Origin of the sequence: Parasaccharibacter sp. TMW2.1882 (assembly GCF_023337635.1) — a bacterium.
In the GTDB taxonomy this organism is placed as follows: domain Bacteria; phylum Pseudomonadota; class Alphaproteobacteria; order Acetobacterales; family Acetobacteraceae; genus Bombella; species Bombella apis.
Genome location: NZ_NWUT01000003.1, coordinates 122,350 through 143,653, shown reverse-complemented (window position 1 = coordinate 143,653; position 21,304 = coordinate 122,350). Strand labels below are relative to the sequence as shown.

The window sequence follows — 21,304 nt, the reverse complement described above, 5'->3', positions numbered from 1 at the left end:
CCCGTCTGAAAGCTGTCCATGTCCTCCCCATTGCCCACGCCACCTGTCAGAGTGACTGAAGATGACTGTCCCGGTTTCAGCCGGGGTTACCGCCTCCAGCATGACAGGGTGCGGGAGCAATGGGTGATCCAGGCCCCCGAGCGGGCCCTGCTGGCAGACCCCATTGCTGTTGCCATCCTCCAGGAGCTGGATGGACAGACCCGTCTCGGTACGGTCATCGACCGGCTGGCAGCACGCTACGAGGCCCCCAGGGAACAGATTGCCACGGATGTGCTCGCCCTGCTCTCCGAGCTGACGGAGAAGAGGATTCTCCGGCTGTGAGCGGGACACCAGACAGCCCCATGACAGACGGAACCTCCACGCCTCCCCCGGCTCCCATGAGCCTGCTGGCCGAGCTGACACACCGCTGCCCGCTCTCCTGCCCCTACTGTTCCAACCCTGTGGAGCTGGAGCGCAAGGCACAGGAACTTGGCACGGAAGACTGGCTGCGTGTGCTGGAGGAGGCAGCCGGAATGGGCGTCCTTCAGGTCCATTTCTCTGGCGGGGAGCCCATGGCCCGCCCGGACCTCTACACCCTCATCTCCCATGCCCACAGGCTGAACCTCTATACCAACCTGATCACGTCTGGTGTTCTCATCACACCTGAGACCATGAAACGGCTTGATGAAAGCGGGCTGGACCATGTGCAGCTCTCCTTTCAGGATACCGATGGACCAGAAGCGGACCGGCTGAGCGATTTTAAAAGCGTCCAGCCCCGCAAGCTGGAGGCAGCCCGCCTCATCACGCAGGCCGGCATCCCCCTGACGCTGAACTTCGTACTGCAGAAGGCCAACATTTCCCGCATTCCCGCCATGTTTGCTCTCGCCCGCCAGCTTGATGCCCAGCGTGTCGAGATGGCCCATACCCAGTATTATGGCTGGGCCCTGAAAAACCGGGCAGCCCTGCTACCATCCCGCACACAGCTGGAAGAGGCGGGCCGCCATGTCGAGGCCGAAATGGCAAAAGGCGGGCTGGCCATTGATTATGTCACGCCAGATTATTATGCCGAACGCCCCAAACCCTGCATGGGGGGCTGGGGGCAACGCTTTCTCAACGTCTCACCCTCCGGCCATGTCCTGCCCTGCCATGCAGCGGAAACAATCCCCTCCCTGCACTTCGACAATGTGCGGGATCATTCACTCAGCCATATCTGGTACCACTCACAGGCTTTCACCCTCTTCCGGGGAACTGACTGGATGCCGGAGCCCTGTGCCTCCTGCGCCCGCAAGGAAATTGACTGGGGCGGATGCCGCTGCCAGGCACTGGCCCTGCTCGGAGATGCCTCCCAGACCGACCCTGTCTGCTCCCTCTCTCCCCATCGCCACCTGATTGATGACGCCATTGCAGAAGCAGAACAGACTGACGAACAGGCGTTCATCTATCGTCGTATGGGCCAAAAGACTTTCTGAACAGCCCCCTGTCTCCAGAAGCACCAGAACTTCATTTACACATCTGAAATAATGGGAAGCAGTTCCATTAACAAGATATTATGGCATCCCGCACGGGCAGGGTCATTACCTTGCGCTCACCTGTCATCCCCCTTATTAGTGGACATCCCCCTCACATGGAATCTGCTATGACCGCCCCTGAGATCAGCATCATCATCCCATGCTACAATGAGGTCGAGAACGTTGTCCCCGTCGTAGATGCTCTGGAGACCGTCCTGAGTGGCATGACATGGGAGGTTGTCTTCGTGGATGACAACTCCCCCGATGGCACGATGGAAGCTGTCCGCCAGCTGGCCCAGAAGAAACCCTACGTGCGGGGGCTGCTGCGTATTGGTCGGCGAGGGCTGTCCTCCGCCGTGATTGAAGGGGCCCTCAGCGTGTCTGCTCCCCTGATTGCTGTCATGGACGGCGATCTCCAGCATGATGAAGGCTGTCTGCCCCACATGATTGCCGCCCTGCGGGATGGTCGGGCAGATATCGCCGTTGCCAGCCGGCACATCACGGGTGGCAGCAATGAGGGGCTTTCCAGCGTCTGGCGCCGCTTTCTCTCCAATACCGGCATCTGGACAGCCCGCCAGCTTCTCAATGTCCCCCTGACAGACCCGATGAGCGGCTTTTTTGCCATGCGGCGTTCCGTCTTCATGGACCGTGCCCCCCGGCTGGATGGCACGGGCTTCAAAATCCTTCTGGACATCATGATCGCCCGGCCTGAACCTCTGCGGGTTCAGGAAATTCCCATGAATTTCCGGGACAGGGCCCATGGGGAAAGCAAGCTGGATTCTGGCGTCATGCTCTCCTTTGCACGGATGCTGACCAAACACAGCTTCCGCCGTCGCCCCCGGCTGACCTATGGCACGACAGCTCTTGCGGGTGCCGGGCTCTTCTGGGCTGGATGGCGCCTGCTGTCCCGCAAACGATCAGCCTGATTCACAGCGCCACCGCTGATATGAAAAAAGGCCGCCCCATTGGGAACGGCCTTTTTTCATCCCCTTCGGCAGGGCCTCTTCAGGCCTCAGGCTTCAGCAGGGTTCTGACTGTCCGGGCCACACTGTCACGCCAGTCTGGCATTTTCTGCCCGAAAACACGCTCCAGCCTGCCATTGTCCAGGCGGGAATCCGCCGGGCGGGCCGCCGGTGTGGGCCAGTCTGCCGTAGTGATGGCCTCTACCTTCGGCATGGGCTGGCCATGACGGGCGGCTTCCTCCAGAGCGTGGCAGGCAAGCTCATGCCATGTGGCCTCACCAGCGCCCGTAGCATGATAAATACCAGCATAGGAATCCTGCCAGCCTGTCTGTCTGATCGTCCCGATGATGCCCAGAATCACAGCGGCCAGATCATCGGACGAGGTCGGGTTTCCCCGCTGATCCCCCACCACACGCAAGTGGGGATTCTTTGCCCCCGCATTCAGCATCGTCTTGACGAAATTCTTGCCATGAGCGGAGTAGACCCATGCCGTCCGCAGGATGATGCTCTGGGGCTGCGCTTTCAGAACAGCCGTCTCCCCATCAGCCTTGGTCCGTCCATAAACCGTGACAGGATTGATCGGATCACTCTCCAGATAGGGCGCTCCCTTCCGGCCATCAAAGACATAATCCGTCGAGACGTGAATGAACGGAATCCCCCGGCGGGCAGACTCCTCAGCCAGACGGGCCGGGCCAGCATGGTTGCCCTGCCGGGCCCCTTCCTGTTCCGTTTCAGCCAGATCGACCGCCGTCCAGGCCGCCGCATTGACAATAATATCAGGCTGGTATGTCTCAATGGCCGCAGCCAATGTCTCCGGGGCTGCAAAATCCACCTCCGGGCGGCCAACGGTCACGACATGCTTCCCGCCCTGATCTCTCAAGGATGTGGCAAGCTGGCCTGTCCGGCCGATCACAAGAATGGAAGGCTTCGTCATGATGAAGACCCTTTCATGCCAGAAAACACGTAGCCCGCACGGGACTCACCGGTACTCGAACCACCCCTTGGCAGCCTCGAAGGAAGGGGCTTCCAGGTCTTTCTCCGAGAGAACAGCCTCCCCCGGGGCCACCGGCCAGTCGATCCCGATCTGGCTGCAATCCCAGCGCACGGACCGCTCGGATGCCTTGTCATAAAAACCGGTGCATTTGTACTGCACCTCGGTATTTTCCTCCAACGTGACAAAACCATGCAGGAACCCGACAGGCAGCCAGAGCTGGGACCAGTTTTCAGCCGACAGTTCAACACCGACCCACTGGCCGTAAGTCGGTGAGCCAGTGCGTGCATCTACCGCCACGTCCCAGATGGCCCCCCGTGTCACCCGCACCAGCTTGCCTTGCCCATGAGGGGCCAGCTGGCAGTGCAGCCCACGCACCACACCCTTCTGACGGGACAGACTCTGGTTGTCCTGCACGAACGTATCAGGAATGCCAGCCGCAGCCATGCTCTTCTGATTGTATGTCTCGGAGAAGAACCCTCGATTATCCCCAAAACGGGCCGGCGTCACCTTCACGATGCCGGGCAGGGACAGTGCCTCAACCTTCATCTCGTCATCTCCTCATCTCTCTGTTTCATGGCCCGATACAGGAGCCTCCCGGACGGGCAGAACCGGGGCAGGCAGCCTCACACCACTACCGGCCCACTCTCTGCTGCCACATAAAGCAGCATCTGCCCAAGCGGCGTTTTCTTCATCCTGGTGCCTGTCTCCAGAAGCTGCGCATGGGAGATGAATCCCATGCGATAGGCTGCCTCCGTTGGTGAACCAACCAGCAGCCCCTGCCGGGACTGGATGGCCTGCACGAACGTACCGGCCTGCATCAGGCTGTCCGGTGTTCCAGCATCCAGCCACGCACACCCACGGGCCAGCCGGTCCACCTCCAGCGTTCCTTCCTCCAGATAGATGCGGTTCAGATCCGTGATCTCCAGTTCACCACGATCACTGGGACGCACCCGACGGGCAAAGTCGCACACCCGCCCATCATAGAAATACAGCCCTGTCACCGCCCACTGGGAGGGAGGTGTGACCGGTTTTTCAATAATATCAAGCGCCCGCCCAGCCTCATCAAATGCCACAACGCCATAACGCTCCGGGTCCCGCACCTGATAGGCGAATACCGTCGCACCATGAGACCGCTGTGTGGCATCCCGCAACATATGTCGCAGCCCATCAGCAAAAATGAGGTTGTCCCCCAGAATCAGGGCACAAGGCGCACCATTGATCCAGTCTTCGGCAATATGAAAAGCCTGTGCAATCCCCTCCGGCTTCGGCTGGACACGATAGGTGAAAGTCACGCCAAACTGCTCACCCGTGCCCAGCAGACGCTGGAACTGCGCCTGATCATCCGGCGTGGTGATGATCATGATATCCCGTATCCCTGCCAGGATCAGGGTCGTCAGCGGATAATAGATCATCGGCTTGTCATAGACAGGCAGAAGCTGCTTGGAGACAGCCAGCGTCATCGGGTACAGGCGCGTCCCGGACCCACCGGACAGCAGGATACCCTTTGTTGGCGGTTGGTCAGTCGTTTCTTTCAGCATACCCGTCATGCCTCAGCTCCCAGTCTCCGGCCATCGTACCGCTGGCGGCGCAGGCGCTGCCACCATGCCCTGTTATCCAGATACCACTGGACAGTCCTGCGCAGGCCTGTCTCGAAATCGTGCTCCGCCTCCCAGTCGAGACAGCGCTCGGCATGGCTGGGATCAATCTCATACCGGAAGTCATGCCCCGGCCTGTCACTGACAAAAGTGATCAGCCGCTCCCTCGGGCCGGCCGGGTCCGGCTCCAGCTCATCCAGCAGGGCGCATATCCTGCGCACAACCTCCAGGTTGCTACGGGGCTGCCTGGCCCCGATGGCGTAAGTCTCACCCGGTCTGCCATGCTCCACAGCCCGGACCAGTGCCCTGGCGTGATCCTCCACAAAGAGCCAGTCCCGCAGATTCTCGCCCTTGCCGTAAACAGGCAGGGGCTTGCCCTCCAGCGCATTGATGATCATGAGCGGGATCAGTTTTTCCGGGAAATGCCAAGGCCCGTAATTGTTGGTCGTGTTCGTCACGAAGGCCGGAAAACCATAGGTATGGTACCAGGCCCGCACCAGATGGTCGGAAGCCGCCTTGCTGGCCGAATACGGGCTGCGGGGATCGTAGGCCGTCTCCTCCGTAAAAGGAGGATCCTCCGGTGACAGATGACCGAAAACCTCGTCCGTCGAGATGTGAAGAAACCGGAATCCAGCCTTCTTCGCCCCATCCAGCCCCATCCAGTACCGGCGGGCTACATCCAGCAGACAATACGTCCCCACGATGTTGGTCTGAATGAAGGCACCCGGCCCCTCGATGGAGCGGTCAACATGGCTCTCTGCTGCCAGATGCATGATGGCATCCGGCTGGAACTCTGCCAGAGCCTTCTCCACGGCTGGCTGGTCATTGATGGAAATACGCACATGACGGTAGCGTGGATCGGACGCCACGGCAGCCACCGTCTCCTCGGAGGCTGCATAGGTCATGCAGTCCACATTGAGAACCTGATGGCTGGTCCCCTCCATGAGGTGCCGCACGACAGCGGACCCTATGAAGCCGCATCCACCTGTTACCGCAACCCTCATCATGCCTCCTCATCCATCAATCTGTCGGGGGAACTTTACCCAAAAGCCCCCCACTGCCGACAATATTCCCGCTACCCTCTGTTCATAATAAACATATCAGGCAAAAATCATAATAAACATATCAGGCAAAAAAACGGTTTCCATTCCTGAAAGTCCACCCGATACATGGGCCACATGTCCGGGCTCCTGCCAGTAATAGTAACGATGATGGCACCTACCGCTGATACACGTCATCCAGACGGACGATGTCATCCTCTCCCAGATAAGGGCCGGACTGCACCTCGATCAGCGTGACAGGGATGCGACCCGGATTCTCCAGCCTGTGTACGCAGCCAAGCGGCAGATAGATGCTCTCATTCTCCCGCACCGTGATCTGCTCGTCATCCCGTGTCACGAGGGCCGTACCCGCCACGACAACCCAGTGCTCCGAACGGTGGAAGTGCTTCTGGAGGGACAATTTCTCCCCGGGACTGACATGGATCCTCTTCACCTGGAAACGGTCCCCCTGGATGAGACTCTCATAGAATCCCCATGGGCGGTACATGCGGACATGCTGTTCCGCCTCCGTATGGCCCTCATCCCGCAGGCGTGACACCATGTGCTTGATGTCCTGCGCCCGCTCCCGATGTGACACCATGACGGCATCCCCCGTCACGATGATGATGAGATCATCCACACCGGTCACGGTCGCCACGATGCCATCGGACTTGACGTAACAGTTCCGGGCACGGTCCAGAAACACGTTGCCCTGTACGGCATTACCGTTTTCATCTTTGGGGGTCAGCTCCCAGACGGCATCCCAGCTGCCGACATCCATCCAGGAGAAACTGGACGGTACGACTGCGGCACGATCCGTCCGCTCCGCCACGGCATAATCCACGGAAATGGATGGGGCACGGGAGAAAGTTTCTCCGGCCAGCTGAACAAAGCCAAGGTCGCAGCTGGTTTCCTGCACTGCACGGGACACGGCCTCATGAATGGCCGGTTCGTATTTTTTCAGTTCCTCAAGGAAGACACGGGCACGGGCCACAAACATTCCCGAGTTCCAGAGATGCTGCCCATCACTGGCAAGGACCTTGGCCCTTTCGGCATCCGGCTTCTCCAGAAAACGGGCAATGTGATAGGCATTCTCCTGCCCATCCAGGAGGGGGCCCTGCTGGATGTATCCATAGCCCGTTTCTGCCCGGTTCGGCCGGATGCCAAAGGTCACGATATAATCCTGCCGGGCGGCCTCACAGGCCTGCTCCAACGCCTGCTTCAGCGCTTCCTGCCCCTCTATGGCAGCATCGGCTGGCATGAACCAGAGAATGGCCTCCTCGTCCTGCCGGGCCTGCCAGAAAGCGGCGGCAGCCATGGCAGCAGCAGAATTGCGGGCAACCGGTTCAAGAATGATACTCGCTGCCTCGATGCCTGTCTGCCGCAGCTGCTCAGCCATGATGAAGCGATGCTCACGATTCCCCACCACAATGGGGGCGGCCTCCAGCCCAAGCGCCCGTGTCCGCTGCACAGTTTCCTGAAACGGCGTGTCCTTGCTCAGCAGAGCACAGAACTGCTTGGGATAGCTTTTACGGGAGACCGGCCAAAGTCGTGTTCCGGACCCACCGGAGAGAACAACAGGAACAATCATCGCACACCTTTCCAGCGCAGGCTGTCATCCAGCCTCTGGTCATAAAAATCATGTTAGCTATTATGATACCATGTTCATGCGGCTACCGGATAGAGCCGCCGCCACAACTCTGGCAGCTTCCCTGCCTCAGTGGACGTATCCGAGAAGAATCAGCTCACCATTATCCATGACTGGCCGATAGCCAGCCTTCGCCAGCCAGCTATCCACAGTGAGATTGCCGCTGCTGTAATGGGCCGAGGTACCGTAAAGCTGCACAAGGGAAAACCGGTGCTGGGCGATCACGCTACGCAAGGCCACAATATCCTGATTTTTCTTCAGCGCCTGTGAAAGATTGAACCCATCAATGGCATCACGGCTATTCGCCCAGTAGCACAGGGCCATATCCGTACAGAGCAGGGATGTGCTGTGCATCTTCAGCGCCTGTATGTAGGTCTGCCACTCACGGTCTTTCAGACTGACCGTCTGGACCTGCCTGTAAGAAGTCACCCCCCACAGCGGCAGCAGGAACAGCAGGGGCAGGCTCATCACGCAGCAGGCCCGGACAAAGCGCTGCTTCTGCTCCGGCCCCTCTGGAAGACGGGCCAGCCCGATCCCGCACAACAGGGTCGCCGCCACAAAGGCATCAAACATGCAATTGTAATCAACACCTTCGCCCAGCGATTCAAGACAGCCAAACAGACAGCCGAACGCCAGAAACAACCCCACCAGACAGGCCGGGTCCTGCCATTTCAGGGAGCGCCATTGCCGGAAGAAGAGCCCAAGCCCGACCAGAAGCATCCCCCCCATGAGGGGCAGCTGCCGCAGGCCATGAATGACCCGTCCCAACCGGATGACCCGCTGATGGAGAAAAACATCCCGAAAAAAACTGACCCCGTAAACCTCGTAGCAGCTGGCAAACCCGACCAGCAGCAGCCCGGCCGCCATCATGCCCCAGAGGACGGCTTTTTTCAGGTCGATGCAGAGCAGCCAGACAGACAGGGCCAGCGGCAAGGCCACAAGATTATGCTTGGTAAAGCCCCCCAGCACGATCAGGACAGCACAGAGAAACAGGCGCCGCCATGTCAGGTCAGCCACATTCCGGCTGACCGCCACGTACAGCCCCCCCAACATCAGGGCCTGGGCCAGCCATTGTGGGTCATTCATCCCGAAGTAACCCTGGAAGGCTGTATTCGCCGTGACAAGGAACAGGGAGGCCGTGGCCAGGGCCACCGGAAGTCTGCCTGTCACGACCTGGATGATGCGGACGATCAACACGGCCGATGCAAGAACGGACAGGCAGGACAGGATGCGGCCTGTAATGATGGCATCGAACCCGAGCCGGACCAGCCCGCCCATCAATACAAAAGAAAGAGGCGGGTAATTATTGAAAACAAAACCCCGGTCCGATGAATAAAGCTGGTGATCTCCACCGGCTGTCCAGCTGGCCAGCTGGGCATTCCACCCCTCATTGACGTCCAGCGGGACATGATGGAACATGACAAGTACAGTCCGGAGACATGTCAGAAGAAACAGAACTGCCCAGGCCAGACACCAGGGCCATACAAAACTGTCCTCTTTTTTAGACATGAACGGATCCAACCCCTGAAAAAAACATCGCCTTATTCCTAACACTTCCTTTACAAAGGGCCCTGTAGCACAAAAAAATATAACGATTTACTGCCTGAAACAGCCAAATATATTTGACCCCATGCGTCCTGCGTATAGAATGCGCTCTCGTTTTCTTCTAAAGAAAATCGTCCTTATACTTAACTGGCCACCTGCATGTCATATAATTCACTCCGGGACCGCCTTGCCCGGTCACTGGACAGCAAGTACGTAGCGTACTCTCTACTGTTTGTCATGGCAATCCTGACCCGTTTCATGGTGTTCGGGAATCCCTTCATCTTCGCTGATGAAGAATTCTATATGCTTGTCGGTGGCAGAATGCTGCATGGCGAACTGCCCTATGTCGACATATGGGACAGAAAACCCATCGGCATCTTTCTGCTCTATGAACTTTTCCACCTTTTCGGTCCTTACCGCATCTGGGCCTATCAGGCCATTGCCCTGCTGAGTGCCTGGGCGACGTCCATCCTGTGCATGAAAGTCGCCCGCCTCATCGCCCCGGTCGGAGGGGCCCTCTGTGCTGGCTGTCTCTATCTGGTCTGGATTGCCAACTCACAGGGCTGCGGCGGCCAGACGCCCATCTTCTATAATCTGCTGGTCGTCTGGGCCATCCTGCTGGTCGCACGGTTCATGGCCGGGCAGGCCCGCCTCACCCTGTTCCAGACGGGAGCGGGAGTCATGCTGCTGTTTGGCATCGCTCTCCAGCTGAAAACATCTGTCGTTTTTGAAGGCATCTATGTCGGGCTGTTCCTGATGGGACTGACCTACCAGCAGGGCGGTACCCTGAAGCAGGTCATGGGCCATGCCATCATCTGGTGTGGGCTTGCCCTCGTGCCAACACTGGCTGTCATGCTGTTCTATGCGCTGGACGGCCACTTCCAGGAATGGTGGTTTGCCAACACCGTCTCCATCTTCCTGAAAAAACCCATCCCGGCTGCCTCTCTGCACCAGTGGTTGCATAATGTATACTGGTGCCTTGTCATGCTGGGCATCCTGCTCGGCACGACAGTCCTGCGCTTTCTCTTCAGAAAACAGACCGCCCACTGCCAGCCTCTCTCCCTTTTCCTTGGCGGGTGGGCATGGACAGCCTTTGCCGGTTTTGCCCTCTTCAACACCTTTACCAAACACTATTCCCTGCCCCTTTATCCGGCCTTTTTCATAACCGCAGCACCACTCTGGGCCTCCCCTTTCAGCCGTCTCTGGCTCGTGCTGCTGCTGGTATGGGGGGGCATCCGCACCTACGACACAGAAAAGAAGATCAACCGTGCCAGCGATCTTTCCACCCTGCGGCAGGCCGTCTCCCGTCTTTCATCCCCTGTCGGCTGTGTCTTCAATTACGACACGCCGGATATTCTGCTGGACAGTGTCCCTTATTGCCATCTGACACGCTTCCCCTTTTCGGCCCATCTCAGCGCCGATACGGAACGGGACGCTCTGGGCATCGACCCTGTGCAGGAGACCGAAGCCATACTGGCCCAGAAACCCCTCTACATTCTCCTCTCTGCCGACGATACCGAGCATGACATGTCCATCAACCGGGATACCTATGCTGTTCTCACAAGAGAGCTCAAACAGCATTATGAGATGATCTACGAACATCCCCCACGCTATGCCTTCAGCGGGTTCATAATCTACAGGAGGATCCGTTGACCCTCCCGCAGGCGCCATGATTGCAAAAGGCGGCTTCTCCCTCTCCCGGAGAAGCCGCCTTTTTTTGGCCTTCAGGCAGGAGAACTCCCTGCTTTTCAGAAAACCCGATGGTAATAATAAGAAAAAATGCCGTCCTTGATGTACAGGTAGGCAGGGCCGAGCTCACTTTCCCCATACAGGAAAATATTGAGATTGGATGAGACAACACTGACAACCAGAAGGGCAACCAGAATCTTTTTCAGAGCCCGTACATCCTTCAGATTGTTGTACAGATAGACACAGCCAAGCGTCCCGAGGAAAACGATATCCGGGTAGAATTCCGCCCGGTACCGGTAATTCATGCTGATGGCAATCATCATCAGGAAAGCCGGTATTGCCAAGGATACGGCGACAGAAGCAAGCGCTGCCCGATTGATGGGAAACACACGGCCCTTGCGGAGCAGCCCGACAATCAGCAGCGCACCACAGAGCAGCATGAAACCATCTGTCAGAAAGAAGCTGCTGGGTGGCAGCTCATTCGCATCAATCAGCCGCGTGAAACTATCCTGAAGAACGTAATGCCCGTCAGCCTTCTGGAAAATCCACACCGGTACAAAGAAATAGACAATCCCCAGATAGAATCTCTGAAGATTGAACAGCCCATAAGTTTTGGTCCGCATGATGCGGCTGGGAAACTCCACATTGTAGAGGTACAGGTCATAATTGGCGAAGGTAAGCGGATTGCCCCATCGTCTGTAATTCACATATGCCGTCACGATGATGGCCAGAACGGAGATGACTGTCGGCACAACGAGAGACAGCAGCGTGACGCCCTCATCCTTCGTCCTGAAGCTGCGGCACCATCTGTAAAAATGGATGATGAGAAAACAGAGCAGCGCCACATACAGCCCGATCCCCATCGAAACACGGGTCAACAGCGCACAGCCCGCCGCAACGGCCATGCAGACCCCACCATATCGCCAGTACTCCTTCTCGCAGAGGACACGGATGGCGCAGTACACAAACCATGAAGCGAAGGCCAGAGCCCAGAAGCAGACCTCCTGATACAGGCTGTGTTCAAAAAAACAGACCTGTTCACCCGAAAAAGCAAGGGCAATGGCCAGACAGAGCGAAACCCAGGACGTACCTCCAAGGTAACGCTCCGACACGAAACGCCATGTCCTGTAATTGAAAAACAGGATCATCAGCAGGGCCATGATGGATGAAAGACGGGTGATGTCCCAATGCAACCCATTGGGGAACAGCAGGACTGGCAACCTCAGCAGGGAGGGGAAAATGCCCCAGTAGGCATACACTTTCCCATTCCGGAGGAAACCCTCCTCTTCCACGGTCTTCGGGTCCACATCAAAATGGCCATGCAGCATGTGATCGATCATGCTGTTGAAAGTCAGCCGCAGCCCACCGGGCCGGTATTCTATCGGCAGATGGGACCATGACAGAATACCCATGATACTCCACACGATGGCGGCACACCATATGACCGTGGTCACGTTTTTCTTGCAGAACATCACAGCGCTCCCGGCAGCTCAGCGCCTGTCTGGAAAGACGGCAGGATAGGAAAGATAGGTCAGCCTCTTCTGCTCTTTCCGGGCAATGGCAATCGTGTCGAGGATCAACCCACAGACAAAACTCAGGAAAGAGAGCAGCACCAGGGCCGTGGCCAGCAGGGCTGTTGGCAGGCGGGGGACGACACCCTGCCGGAGATAGAAGGAAACGACAGGAATCCCCAACCCAAGCCCCAGGACAAACAGGACAGCCGCAATGGAGGAAAACAGCAGAAACGGCTTTTCCAGCTTCACGATCTGGACGATCGTGCAGAGTATCCTGATACCGTCCTTGTAAGTGCTCAGTTTGGACACGCTGCCCGGTGGCCGCTCGACATAAGCCGTCTTCAGCTCACCGACAGGCAACCCCAGCTCCAGCGCATGAATGGTAAACTCGGTTTCCGTCTCGAACCCCTGGGACAAGGCCGGGAATGACTTGACGAACCGCTTTGAGAAAACCCGATAGCCGGACAGCATGTCCGTAAGGCGGCGCCCGAAAATCATGGTCACCAGCCCCGTCAGCATCCGGTTGCCCAATACATGACCCATGCGATACGCCGCCGGACGGTCCGTGACACGAGCCCCATTGACCATGTCCAGACCATGCTCATACGCATGCTCCAGCAGCCTGGGGGCCGCCTCGGCCTCGTAGGTCTCATCACCATCAATCAGGATGTAGAAATCTGCATCAATGTCGGAGAACATCCGCCGGACGACGTACCCTTTCCCCTGCATCCGCTCTGTCCGGACAATTGCCCCTGCGGCCCGGGCAACGTCCACTGTCCGGTCGGTGGAATTGTTGTCATAGACATAAATCTCCGCCCCCGGCATGTGCCTCGTGAATTTCTCCACAACATGCCCCACTGTCATTTCTTCATTGTAACAGGGGATGAGGACGGCCACCTTTATGGTCTCAAAATCCACGCAAACCTCTTTCCGAACATTTCAGGACAATAAAATTCCATACAGGTATCAGTCACTCTGTCTATGATGTCGGGCACAGAAACGCAACAATCCTGCCAGAAGCATTATATGGGGACTTCTATTGCACGATTGTTAAATACCTCGCCGTTCTCCATCAAATATCAGGCCACCTCCGGGCCCATGAAGCGCGTCAACCAATGACCTGGCGGCAACATTCCTGACCTGTCTCCACAGGGCAGGAATGTTTCTTGCCATACAGGAGGGCCAGATCACTTCCGCAGGAAGGCCACCGTCTCAAAGCAGGCCGCAGCGGCCTCACGCCCCTTGTTGTGCTCATCCCCCCGGGAGCGCACGATGGCCTGTTCGTCCGTATAGGTTGTCAGAATACCGAAAGAAATCGGCACATCATTCGCCAGCTGGGCCTGCATGATGCCAACAGTGGCCCCCATGGAAATGAACTCGAAATGAGCCGTATCCCCCTTGATGACACAGCCGAGGCAGATCACCCCCTCATAGATACCCTTACGGGCAAGGTGCTGGGCCATGATGGGCAGCTCGAACGCACCGGGGGCCTCATAGACATCCACCGTCTCATCAATGCCACGTTCCTTCAGCCACTCCAGCGCACCATCACGCAGACCACCCGTCACATCAGGGTTGAAGCGGCTGACCAGCAGGGCCAGTCTTGGCGCTGGATTGAGTTTCAGCCCTTCCGGGGCCGTAGCGATATGTTTGCTCATGGTTCAGCTCTCCTGCAGCATATGCCCCATACGGGTGCGTTTCGTTTCCAGATAATGGCGGTTGAACGGATTGGATGGCACGACAAGCCGTTCCACGGCTTCCACCACCAGTCCGGCCTCCGTCAGGCCACGCTCTTTTTCCGGGTTGTTCGTCAGCAGGCGCAGGCGGGTCACGCCGAGACTGGCCAACATATGGGCCGCCATATCCCAGCGGCGGGCATCAGCGGGCAGACCAAGCGCCTCATTGGCATCAACCGTGTCCATGCCCTGATCCTGAAGCTCATAGGCCCGTATCTTGTTGGCCAGACCGATCCCCCGGCCCTCATGCCCCCGCAGATAGAGCAGCACGCCTGATTCCGCCGCCGCAATCCGCTTCAGGGCTTCCCGCAGCTGTGGGCCACAGTCGCAGCGCAGCGACCCCAGCGCATCCCCCGTCACACATTCCGAATGAAGGCGGACCAGTGGCACGGTCTGGTCAGGCTTCCCTTTCACAAGGGCCAGATGTTCCACACCATCAGCTCCACGGAAGGCATGGACACGCAGATCCTCTCCACCACACACGGTCGGCAGGTCGGCCACGGCAAGCTGGGCTTCCTCCGACAATGGCGCTTCCGCCATGTCCAGAGCTCCGACATCACCCCGCCCATGTTCAGCAATCCAGCGGCGCATTTCGGCAATGCTGATGAGCGGCAGACCGTGCCGACGGGCATAGTGACGCAGCTCCGGCAGACGCATCATCGTGCCATCCTCGGCCATGATCTCACAGATCACACCAGCCGGACGCAGACCTGCCAGCCGCATGAGGTCAACAGCTCCTTCCGTATGCCCCTCCCGGGCCATCACGCCATCAGGGTTGGCCCGCAGGGGGAACATGTGACCGGGGGAGATGATGTCCGCCGGTGTCGCATCCGGCGCAGATGCCACCTGAATCGTATGGGCACGCTCGGCAGCGGAAATGCCCGTCGTCACGCCGTGGGCGGCCTCGATGGACACGGTGAAGGCCGTGCCCCGCGGGTCCTGATTCTTCGCCACCATGGGAGACAGGCCAAGCCGGTCTATCTGGTCAGCCTCAAGGGACAGGCAGATCAGCCCGCAGGCCTGACGGGCCATGAAATTGATGGTCTCCTGCGTGGCAAACTGGGCTGGCAGAATGAGATCACCTTCATTCTCCCGATCCTCATCATCCACCATCACGACCATGCGGCCAGCCCGCACGGCGGCGATGGCGGCCTTCAGGTTTGAAGACAGGCTGCTCACCGGGCATCTCCCCTGTAACGCAGTTCCTCTTCCGGCGTGTGGCGCAGGAGCGTCTCCACATATTTGGCCATCATGTCCACTTCCAGATTCACCTTCGCCCCGATGGCCAGCGTGGAAAGGTCCGTATGGGTCCATGTATGGGGAATGATCATCAGGCTGATCTCAAAGCCTTCCTGCCCGTCATGGCGCACATCATCATGCACCTCATTCACCGTCAGGCTGATGCCATTGATGGTGATGGACCCTTTCTCGATGACATAGCGGCGCAGGGAAGCAGGCATGAAAATCCGCAGATGATGTGATTCCCCAGCTTCGGCAACATGGGTCAGCCTGCCTACCGCATCGACATGCCCCTGCACGATATGGCCGGAAAGCCGTGTGTTGAGGCTGACGGCCCGTTCCAGATTCACACGGGCACCCTCCACGAGGTCACCCAGAGCCGTCCGGGCCAGCGTCTCGCCACTCAGATGGAAATCCGCCACACCCTCGGGCGTGAAACGGGTCACGGTCAGGCACACGCCATTGGTGGCGATGCTTTCACCTTCCGTCAGATCGGTAAAATGGGTGGCGATCCGTACATCCATGGCCCTGTCCCGCAGGGACACGGACTGCACGTCGCCAACACGTTCGATGATTCCTGAAAACATGGTCTTAGTCCCCATATTGGCGCAGAAGCTGGATCGGGCTCCGCTTGTCCGCACTCTCTTCACGCAGGGTAATGGAAAGCTGGTCGTCCCTGTCGGCCCCCTCATGACGGATGGTCAGCCAGTCATCCCACAAGCCCGCCTCCCGCACGCTGGCCAGCAGGGCAGGTCCGGCCTCGATCAGGGCCCAGTTGATGTCCATCTGCCCCAGAAGGGCAGGCAGGGATGACAGGTCACGGCACTGTTCCACATGGAACCCGTCCGCCTCCCGGGCCTGACGCCAGGCGGCTGGAAGACGGCCCTGCCGGTCCAGCACGATCAGGGGCCGGGGTGCCCGCCCGGCGTGATCGGACACATGCCGCACGGTAAAGGACGGGTCATCAGCCAGAACGGTCCCGATCCCCGTCACCACGGCGTCACAGGCCCGCCGGAGCTGATGGGCCAGCCGCAGGGATGCGGACGAGGTGAAGGTCTTCTGTCCTTCCGGAGGAATCATGCTGCCGTGCCCGTCCAGAGCCTGCTTCACACTCAGCCACGGGCGGCCCTGCGTCACACGGCAGGCAAACGGTGCGAGAAGTGCGGCACAGTCCTGCGCCAGAGAGCGCAGGCCGGGTTCATCGGCCAGAAAATGCACCTGTTTCGGAGAGAGGCCCCCGGCCAGATGGTCCGCTCCCCCTCTGGCCTGCGGGTTGGGGTCCCGGGCACCGATCCACACGGTCTGCACGGGACTGTTCTTCAGCCGGTCGCTACAGGGAGGAGTCCGGCCATGATGGTTGCAGGGTTCCAGCGTCACCAAGGCAGTGCGGACCTGCTCCAGCACGCCTTTCTCCCGGGCCTGCTCCAGCGCCATGACCTCGGCATGAGGCTGGCCCGCAGCGGGATGTGCTCCCACGGCGAGCAGGTGCCCTTCACCATCCAGCAGGGCGCAGCCCACCGCCGGATTGGGAGCGGTCGCCCCCATCTTCTGCACGGCCGCCTTCACGGCCTCCCGGAAACCGGCCCGCACGCTCTCCAGCGGCGGGGGCGGGCTGTCCGTTCTTCGTGTCCCACTCGACACATCTGTCATCATCAGTCCCCAATCGTCTCAGGGACGTTCGCGGCGACGTCACGCCTTCCCCCCTCACGGAAAGGCGGCATCCCCCCTCCCGCGATGGACAGGAAGAACGTTCTCTCTCATCCGGACTCTGACCGTCGGCCCCGGATTCACACCGGGTCTGCTTGTCCCCTGCACGGATGCAGGGCGCTCGCGGGCTGAGGCAGCCAAAGCCACCAACACCGCCGGTAGGGAATTCCACCCTGCCCCGAGAACGTCTATCTCAATCACGCCCTATATGGAGGTACTCCCCCCAAAGAGCAAGAGGCCGCCCCAATGGGAGCGGCCTCTCTCATCACCCTGTCCTGTCAGGACTGATCCTGTAGAAGATCAGAAACCGCCCTTCAGGGAATGGACGAAGTCCTTGCCGGACTGCACCGTGCTGTCGTGCATCTCCTTCAGGCTCTTCTTCTGGGCGTCAAGCTGAGACTTCTGGGCATCAAGCTGGTCCTTGATGCGCTGCTTCTCCTCAGCCGGCGCATTCCTGTACCTGTCGCGCACATCCTTGATCTGCTGTTTGCGATCATCAATGTTCTTCTGGATCTCGGCCTTCTTGTCGGCGGCAAGGTTCTTGTACTTGTCCTGAAGGTTCTGCAGACGCTCCTGACGCTGCTTCACGTCGGACTGGAGGGCATCCATGCGCTTCTGGATGCGGGCACGAGCACGCTCCGGAGCGCCAGCATACTTCTCCTGCAGGGCCTGCAGCTTGGCGTTTTCGTTCTGGATGGACTTCGTCACGCTGTCCATGCTGCTCTGGATGGCCAGCGGATCATTCGGATCATAAGCATGAGCCTGCGGCAGCAGGGCAAAGGACGAGGCAAGCAGTGAAACTGTAAACAGAGTACGGATCTTCATGAAGCAGCTCCTAGAATGAGTACCGGATGCGTCCATTCACTACACCACGAGGTTACATCCCTAAAGTTAAAAAAAGGCCATGCCACACTCCTGAAGGCTCAGCTCCGCTTTATGCCACCAGCCATGTCGCTCAGCAGCCCCGGTGACAGAAGCGTGACGGAACTGGCCCCCCTGATGCTGATCAGCCCCTCTTTCCTGAACAGGCTGAACGTCCGGCTCACCGTTTCGATCGTCAACCCCAGATAATCGGCAATGTCTGTCCGGGACATGGGCAGGGACAGTGTCAGCGGGCCGTGCTCATCCTTCAGCGCATGGGCACAGCAGGGGCTGGCCTGTTCGACAAGGAAACTGGCCAGACGCTCACGGGCTGTCTTGCGCCCCAGAAGCATGAGCCGCGCCTGCATCTTGACCAGCTCGCTGGAAGCCTCCTGCTGGAGGCGGCCATGCAGACGGGGGAAGCGCTCCACGAGACGGTCGATGGCAGAATGGGGGAACCGGCAGAGTGTCACCTCTCCCAGAGCTTCTGCGGTGAAGGCATAACTCTCTGAGGAGGCCAGCCCCAGAAAATCCCCCACTTCTGCAAAACCGACAATCTGCCGACGCCCATCAGGCATGAGACTGAACAGCTTGGCCCGGCCGCCTGTCAGCACATAAAAATCGTGCGCCGGTGCGCCTTCCTGTATGAAACAGCGCCCCGCCTGAACAACCACCCGGGAAGATTCCGCCACAAGGGCAGGAAGGTCCTGGTCCTCAATGACGTTGCAGATACTGACCGAACGGCCAGGGCAGCGACCACACCGTTCCCGAACGGCCTCCATGAGGCTGCGACCTGTTTCCACCATTATCTTTCCTGTCTCACTATAGCCGGTGTCAGAGTTAGCGGGTTATCCCCCCCCTTGGAAAAGAAACCTTCCTTATGACAGTGATAAGAAAAGCCCCATTTTTTGATATAGATCAATTTCTAGAATATTTTCAGTTAATGCCCTATTACAGTTATAAATTTTTTCTTGTTTTCGAGGCAGATCATTCTTATAGGCGGGGAAGGAACAATTACATTTTGTCCATTTTCGCCACGCCGTTGTAACTCATCGAGGATTCTAGGAAAAATGAGCCGCACCTTCACCCGGATGGCCACAGCTGCGCTGTTTGCTCTTGGGTCTGTCTCCTTCGCCGTTGCCCAGACAGCAGCGCCAGGAGCCCACACCTCCGTATCCGCATCCAGCACCATGCAGGCTGCTCCGGATGCTTCCGTGCATCTTCATGCTCCGGATGACCATCGCTGCGGCATTTTCCAGACCTGTGCCAATACCAAGATCGGCCTTGGCAAAGGGGACTTCGTTGTCCGCCTCTCCGCTCTCGGCGTAATCACCAACAACACCGGCTCCCGCGTCAAGCTGAATGCCAGCTCACCTGCGGCAGCTCTGGCTGGTGGCAGCATCTTCCGCCACAATGTAAGCGTGACCAACCAGGTCATGCCGGAACTGACGCTTGAATATTTCCTGACGGACCACCTCTCCCTGGACCTCATTGCTTCTTCCACCCGTCATGAAGCCGCTGCCCATGTCGGCAACCTGGGCAAGCTGGATGCTGGCAGCTTCTGGATTCTCCCCCCGACACTGACAGCCGCCTACCACTTCCGCCCGCACAAGCGCTTCAACCCCTATGCCGGTCTTGGCATCACGGTGGCCATCTTCCACAACATGCATCAGGCCACCAATCTGGGTGGGGCCTTCAACGGGGCCGTGTTTGATGCCATGCACATGAAAACCAACGTCGGGCCGAGCTTCAACCTCGGGTTTGATTACCAGCTGGTCGGCAACTGGTTCTTCAACTTCGATATCAAACAGATCCTTCTGTTCAATCAGAGCGTTCATCTGAGCCAGCGCGGCAACCCCATTACTGGTGGTCGGGTCCGTGTTCATGATGACGTGCATCCGACTGTTGTTGGTGCCGGTATCGAATACCGCTTCTGATCTTTCCACAACAACATCAGATCATTCGGGAAAGGGGCCGCAGAGTAATTGCGGCCCCTTTTTCATATAGTCGCAATACTGGACAGCAATTACTCATCACGACAGCCATCATCCATAAAGTTCGAATATTACGGTACAGATACAATACCGTGACAAATCACTGCGCATGTGTCAGAAGGGAACGAATTTTGCCCTGGCAGTCAGAAGAACGGAGAACATCCCAATAATGCGTGTCTCACGTAACATGATTATTACTGGCATCGTCCTGATCGTTCTTCTGCTTCTCTGGGGTGTGTGGTCTCTCGTCCCCCACCGGGTCATAGAGACTGCCCCACCGCCCGCTGTTACTCACAACGGTGACCTGCTGCGCATCAGGCCCGGAGGGCCGCTGGATGGCCAGCTGACTGTCGAGCCCGTCGCGGAAACCCTCTCCCCCCATCAGGTAGAGCTTCCAGCACAGATCATCGCCTCCCCCGGCCAGAGCGTGGACATCCACTCCCCGGTCGTCGGGCGGGTGGCCAACCTGTATGTGCAGACAGGCCAGCATGTACAGAAAGGCGATGTTCTTGCCATCCTGTATTCCGGTGACCTGGCACAGGCATGGTCAGATGACCGCAAAGCACAGGCAACCCTCACCCTTACCCGATTGGCCTATCGCCGTGCTGTTGGCGTGCTGAATGCGGGAGGCAATGCCGTAAAAGACATGCAATCTGCCAGAAACGATCTGGAACAGGCCCAGGCCGAAGCCACCCGTGCCCATCTGCGCCTTCAGGCTCTCGGCACAGACGGCAATGCCGGCTACCAGCCACTGGTAGCGCCTGTCTCCGGCATCGTCACCGCCATATCCACCGGCATCGGCCAGAATGTGACAGACATGACAGCAACCCTGATGAACGTCGCCAATCTGGACACTGTCTGGATCCAGGCCAGCCTGCCGGAATCCCTCCTGCCCATGCTCGGTGCAAGCATGACGCTGGAAGCCCCCTTCCCCGGCCAGACATGCCATGGACCCGTCACCTCGCTGGACGGCACCGTCCATACTGATACCCGCCGCCTGAATCTCTATCTGCGCTGCAACAACACCCAGGGGGCGCTGCGCCCCGGACAGTTCACCACCGCCACGCTGAACATCACCCAGCAGGCCCAGCCCCTCCTGCCCAAAACAGCCCTGCTGATGGACAATGACCAGGTTTCCGTCTTTGTGGAGACAGCCCCCAACACCTACCGCCGCCGCTTCATCACCATCAGCTACGAGGAAGGAGAGTCCGTACGCATTCTCTCCGGCCTGAAAGCTGGTGAGCGTATCATCACGCATGGGGCCATCCTGCTCAATGATTACTGAGGACCGCT

The 21,304-nt window shown here is 58.6% G+C and carries 20 protein-coding genes and 1 riboswitch; of the genes, 6 read left to right on the top strand and 14 right to left on the bottom strand.

The window, feature by feature from the left end; translation table 11 throughout:
- Positions 1 to 18 precede the first annotated feature (18 nt).
- From pqqD to CO583_RS08225, 3 genes are all read left to right on the top strand, one after another.
- Positions 19 to 321, top strand: a complete 303-nt coding sequence (gene pqqD / locus CO583_RS08235; protein WP_081562403.1) for a pyrroloquinoline quinone biosynthesis peptide chaperone PqqD — start codon at positions 19 to 21, stop codon at positions 319 to 321.
- A gap of 20 nt (positions 322 to 341) precedes the next feature.
- Positions 342 to 1,448 (top strand): pyrroloquinoline quinone biosynthesis protein PqqE, encoded by a 1,107-nt coding sequence (gene pqqE / locus CO583_RS08230; protein ID WP_081563322.1) that lies wholly within the window; start codon positions 342 to 344, stop codon positions 1,446 to 1,448.
- A gap of 167 nt (positions 1,449 to 1,615) precedes the next feature.
- The gene (locus CO583_RS08225) at positions 1,616 to 2,413 is read left to right on the top strand and encodes a polyprenol monophosphomannose synthase (RefSeq protein ID WP_081563323.1); all 798 of its coding nucleotides are present in this window, start codon (positions 1,616 to 1,618) and stop codon (positions 2,411 to 2,413) included.
- 79 nt (positions 2,414 to 2,492) lie between these two features.
- Here the strand turns inward: CO583_RS08225 and rfbD are convergent, their stop codons facing one another.
- The 6 genes from rfbD to CO583_RS08195 form a co-directional block, all read right to left on the bottom strand.
- Positions 2,493 to 3,383, bottom strand: a complete 891-nt coding sequence (gene rfbD / locus CO583_RS08220; RefSeq protein WP_248630742.1) for a dTDP-4-dehydrorhamnose reductase — start codon at positions 3,381 to 3,383, stop codon at positions 2,493 to 2,495.
- Between the two features lie 45 nt (positions 3,384 to 3,428).
- Positions 3,429 to 3,989: a dTDP-4-dehydrorhamnose 3,5-epimerase gene (gene rfbC, locus CO583_RS08215; protein WP_081562405.1), complete on the bottom strand. Its 561-nt coding sequence runs from the start codon at positions 3,987 to 3,989 to the stop codon at positions 3,429 to 3,431.
- A 77-nt stretch (positions 3,990 to 4,066) separates the two neighbouring features.
- Positions 4,067 to 4,990: a glucose-1-phosphate thymidylyltransferase RfbA gene (gene rfbA, locus CO583_RS08210; RefSeq protein WP_227449732.1), complete on the bottom strand. Its 924-nt coding sequence runs from the start codon at positions 4,988 to 4,990 to the stop codon at positions 4,067 to 4,069.
- The gene (gene rfbB, locus CO583_RS08205) at positions 4,987 to 6,042 is read right to left on the bottom strand and encodes a dTDP-glucose 4,6-dehydratase (RefSeq protein ID WP_043559038.1); all 1,056 of its coding nucleotides are present in this window, start codon (positions 6,040 to 6,042) and stop codon (positions 4,987 to 4,989) included. Before rfbB ends, rfbA begins: the two co-directional genes overlap by 4 nt.
- A 214-nt stretch (positions 6,043 to 6,256) precedes the next feature.
- Positions 6,257 to 7,669: a mannose-1-phosphate guanylyltransferase/mannose-6-phosphate isomerase gene (locus tag CO583_RS08200; RefSeq protein WP_081562406.1), complete on the bottom strand. Its 1,413-nt coding sequence runs from the start codon at positions 7,667 to 7,669 to the stop codon at positions 6,257 to 6,259.
- A 126-nt stretch (positions 7,670 to 7,795) separates the two neighbouring features.
- Positions 7,796 to 9,145 (bottom strand): glycosyltransferase family 39 protein, encoded by a 1,350-nt coding sequence (locus CO583_RS08195; RefSeq protein ID WP_156878792.1) that lies wholly within the window; start codon positions 9,143 to 9,145, stop codon positions 7,796 to 7,798.
- 285 nt (positions 9,146 to 9,430) lie between these two features.
- Between CO583_RS08195 and CO583_RS08190 the strand changes: the two genes are divergently transcribed.
- Positions 9,431 to 10,924: a glycosyltransferase family 39 protein gene (locus tag CO583_RS08190; RefSeq protein ID WP_248630741.1), complete on the top strand. Its 1,494-nt coding sequence runs from the start codon at positions 9,431 to 9,433 to the stop codon at positions 10,922 to 10,924.
- Positions 10,925 to 11,019: 95 nt separating this feature from the next.
- Here CO583_RS08190 and CO583_RS08185 read toward each other — a convergent pair whose 3' ends face one another.
- The 8 genes from CO583_RS08185 to CO583_RS08150 all read right to left on the bottom strand — a co-directional run bounded on the left by CO583_RS08185 (position 11,020) and on the right by CO583_RS08150 (position 18,823).
- Positions 11,020 to 12,432, bottom strand: coding sequence for a hypothetical protein (locus CO583_RS08185; protein WP_248630740.1), 1,413 nt, complete (start codon positions 12,430 to 12,432; stop codon positions 11,020 to 11,022).
- A gap of 18 nt (positions 12,433 to 12,450) precedes the next feature.
- Complete coding sequence (locus CO583_RS08180; RefSeq protein ID WP_043559049.1) at positions 12,451 to 13,392, bottom strand: glycosyltransferase family 2 protein; 942 nt, start codon at positions 13,390 to 13,392, stop codon at positions 12,451 to 12,453.
- Positions 13,393 to 13,661: 269 nt separating this feature from the next.
- The gene (gene ribH, locus CO583_RS08175; RefSeq protein ID WP_043559053.1) at positions 13,662 to 14,132 is read right to left on the bottom strand and encodes a 6,7-dimethyl-8-ribityllumazine synthase; all 471 of its coding nucleotides are present in this window, start codon (positions 14,130 to 14,132) and stop codon (positions 13,662 to 13,664) included.
- Between the two features lie 3 nt (positions 14,133 to 14,135).
- Complete coding sequence (locus tag CO583_RS08170; protein WP_043559442.1) at positions 14,136 to 15,380, bottom strand: bifunctional 3,4-dihydroxy-2-butanone-4-phosphate synthase/GTP cyclohydrolase II; 1,245 nt, start codon at positions 15,378 to 15,380, stop codon at positions 14,136 to 14,138.
- Positions 15,381 to 15,385: 5 nt separating this feature from the next.
- Positions 15,386 to 16,036: a riboflavin synthase gene (locus CO583_RS08165; RefSeq protein ID WP_081562410.1), complete on the bottom strand. Its 651-nt coding sequence runs from the start codon at positions 16,034 to 16,036 to the stop codon at positions 15,386 to 15,388.
- A gap of 4 nt (positions 16,037 to 16,040) precedes the next feature.
- Positions 16,041 to 17,102, bottom strand: a complete 1,062-nt coding sequence (gene ribD, locus CO583_RS08160; RefSeq protein WP_243831558.1) for a bifunctional diaminohydroxyphosphoribosylaminopyrimidine deaminase/5-amino-6-(5-phosphoribosylamino)uracil reductase RibD — start codon at positions 17,100 to 17,102, stop codon at positions 16,041 to 16,043.
- Between the two features lie 92 nt (positions 17,103 to 17,194).
- A riboswitch (FMN riboswitch) is annotated at positions 17,195 to 17,346 on the bottom strand.
- Between the two features lie 110 nt (positions 17,347 to 17,456).
- Entirely contained in the window at positions 17,457 to 17,981 is a 525-nt protein-coding gene (locus CO583_RS08155) for a hypothetical protein (RefSeq protein ID WP_043559059.1), read from the bottom strand.
- Between the two features lie 98 nt (positions 17,982 to 18,079).
- On the bottom strand, positions 18,080 to 18,823 hold the full coding sequence (locus CO583_RS08150) for a Crp/Fnr family transcriptional regulator (RefSeq protein WP_227656483.1): 744 nt from the start codon (positions 18,821 to 18,823) through the stop codon (positions 18,080 to 18,082).
- A gap of 264 nt (positions 18,824 to 19,087) precedes the next feature.
- Here CO583_RS08150 and CO583_RS08145 point away from each other — a divergent pair, with 264 nt between their 5' ends.
- Both CO583_RS08145 and CO583_RS08140 read left to right on the top strand, forming a co-directional pair.
- Positions 19,088 to 19,954, top strand: coding sequence for an OmpW family protein (locus tag CO583_RS08145; RefSeq protein ID WP_043559061.1), 867 nt, complete (start codon positions 19,088 to 19,090; stop codon positions 19,952 to 19,954).
- A 226-nt stretch (positions 19,955 to 20,180) separates the two neighbouring features.
- Positions 20,181 to 21,296: an efflux RND transporter periplasmic adaptor subunit gene (locus tag CO583_RS08140; RefSeq protein WP_193599749.1), complete on the top strand. Its 1,116-nt coding sequence runs from the start codon at positions 20,181 to 20,183 to the stop codon at positions 21,294 to 21,296.
- Positions 21,297 to 21,304: the final 8 nt, after the last annotated feature.

Bases quoted from the DNA above. Each gene is read 5' to 3' on its own strand.
- pqqD (WP_081562403.1), top strand. From the start codon at position 19: ATGTCCTCCCCATTGCCCACGCCACCTGTCAGAGTGACTGAAGATGAC.
- pqqE (WP_081563322.1), top strand. From the start codon at position 342: ATGACAGACGGAACCTCCACGCCTCCCCCGGCTCCCATGAGCCTGCTG.
- CO583_RS08225 (WP_081563323.1), top strand. From the start codon at position 1,616: ATGACCGCCCCTGAGATCAGCATCATCATCCCATGCTACAATGAGGTC.
- rfbD (WP_248630742.1), bottom strand. From the start codon at position 3,383: ATGACGAAGCCTTCCATTCTTGTGATCGGCCGGACAGGCCAGCTTGCC.
- rfbC (WP_081562405.1), bottom strand. From the start codon at position 3,989: ATGAAGGTTGAGGCACTGTCCCTGCCCGGCATCGTGAAGGTGACGCCG.
- rfbA (WP_227449732.1), bottom strand. From the start codon at position 4,990: ATGACGGGTATGCTGAAAGAAACGACTGACCAACCGCCAACAAAGGGT.
- rfbB (WP_043559038.1), bottom strand. From the start codon at position 6,042: ATGAGGGTTGCGGTAACAGGTGGATGCGGCTTCATAGGGTCCGCTGTC.
- CO583_RS08200 (WP_081562406.1), bottom strand. From the start codon at position 7,669: ATGATTGTTCCTGTTGTTCTCTCCGGTGGGTCCGGAACACGACTTTGG.
- CO583_RS08195 (WP_156878792.1), bottom strand. From the start codon at position 9,145: ATGTTCCATCATGTCCCGCTGGACGTCAATGAGGGGTGGAATGCCCAG.
- CO583_RS08190 (WP_248630741.1), top strand. From the start codon at position 9,431: ATGTCATATAATTCACTCCGGGACCGCCTTGCCCGGTCACTGGACAGC.
- CO583_RS08185 (WP_248630740.1), bottom strand. From the start codon at position 12,432: ATGTTCTGCAAGAAAAACGTGACCACGGTCATATGGTGTGCCGCCATC.
- ribH (WP_043559053.1), bottom strand. From the start codon at position 14,132: ATGAGCAAACATATCGCTACGGCCCCGGAAGGGCTGAAACTCAATCCA.
- CO583_RS08165 (WP_081562410.1), bottom strand. From the start codon at position 16,036: ATGTTTTCAGGAATCATCGAACGTGTTGGCGACGTGCAGTCCGTGTCC.
- ribD (WP_243831558.1), bottom strand. From the start codon at position 17,102: ATGATGACAGATGTGTCGAGTGGGACACGAAGAACGGACAGCCCGCCC.
- CO583_RS08155 (WP_043559059.1), bottom strand. From the start codon at position 17,981: ATGAAGATCCGTACTCTGTTTACAGTTTCACTGCTTGCCTCGTCCTTT.
- CO583_RS08150 (WP_227656483.1), bottom strand. From the start codon at position 18,823: ATGGTGGAAACAGGTCGCAGCCTCATGGAGGCCGTTCGGGAACGGTGT.
- CO583_RS08145 (WP_043559061.1), top strand. From the start codon at position 19,088: ATGAGCCGCACCTTCACCCGGATGGCCACAGCTGCGCTGTTTGCTCTT.
- CO583_RS08140 (WP_193599749.1), top strand. From the start codon at position 20,181: ATGCGTGTCTCACGTAACATGATTATTACTGGCATCGTCCTGATCGTT.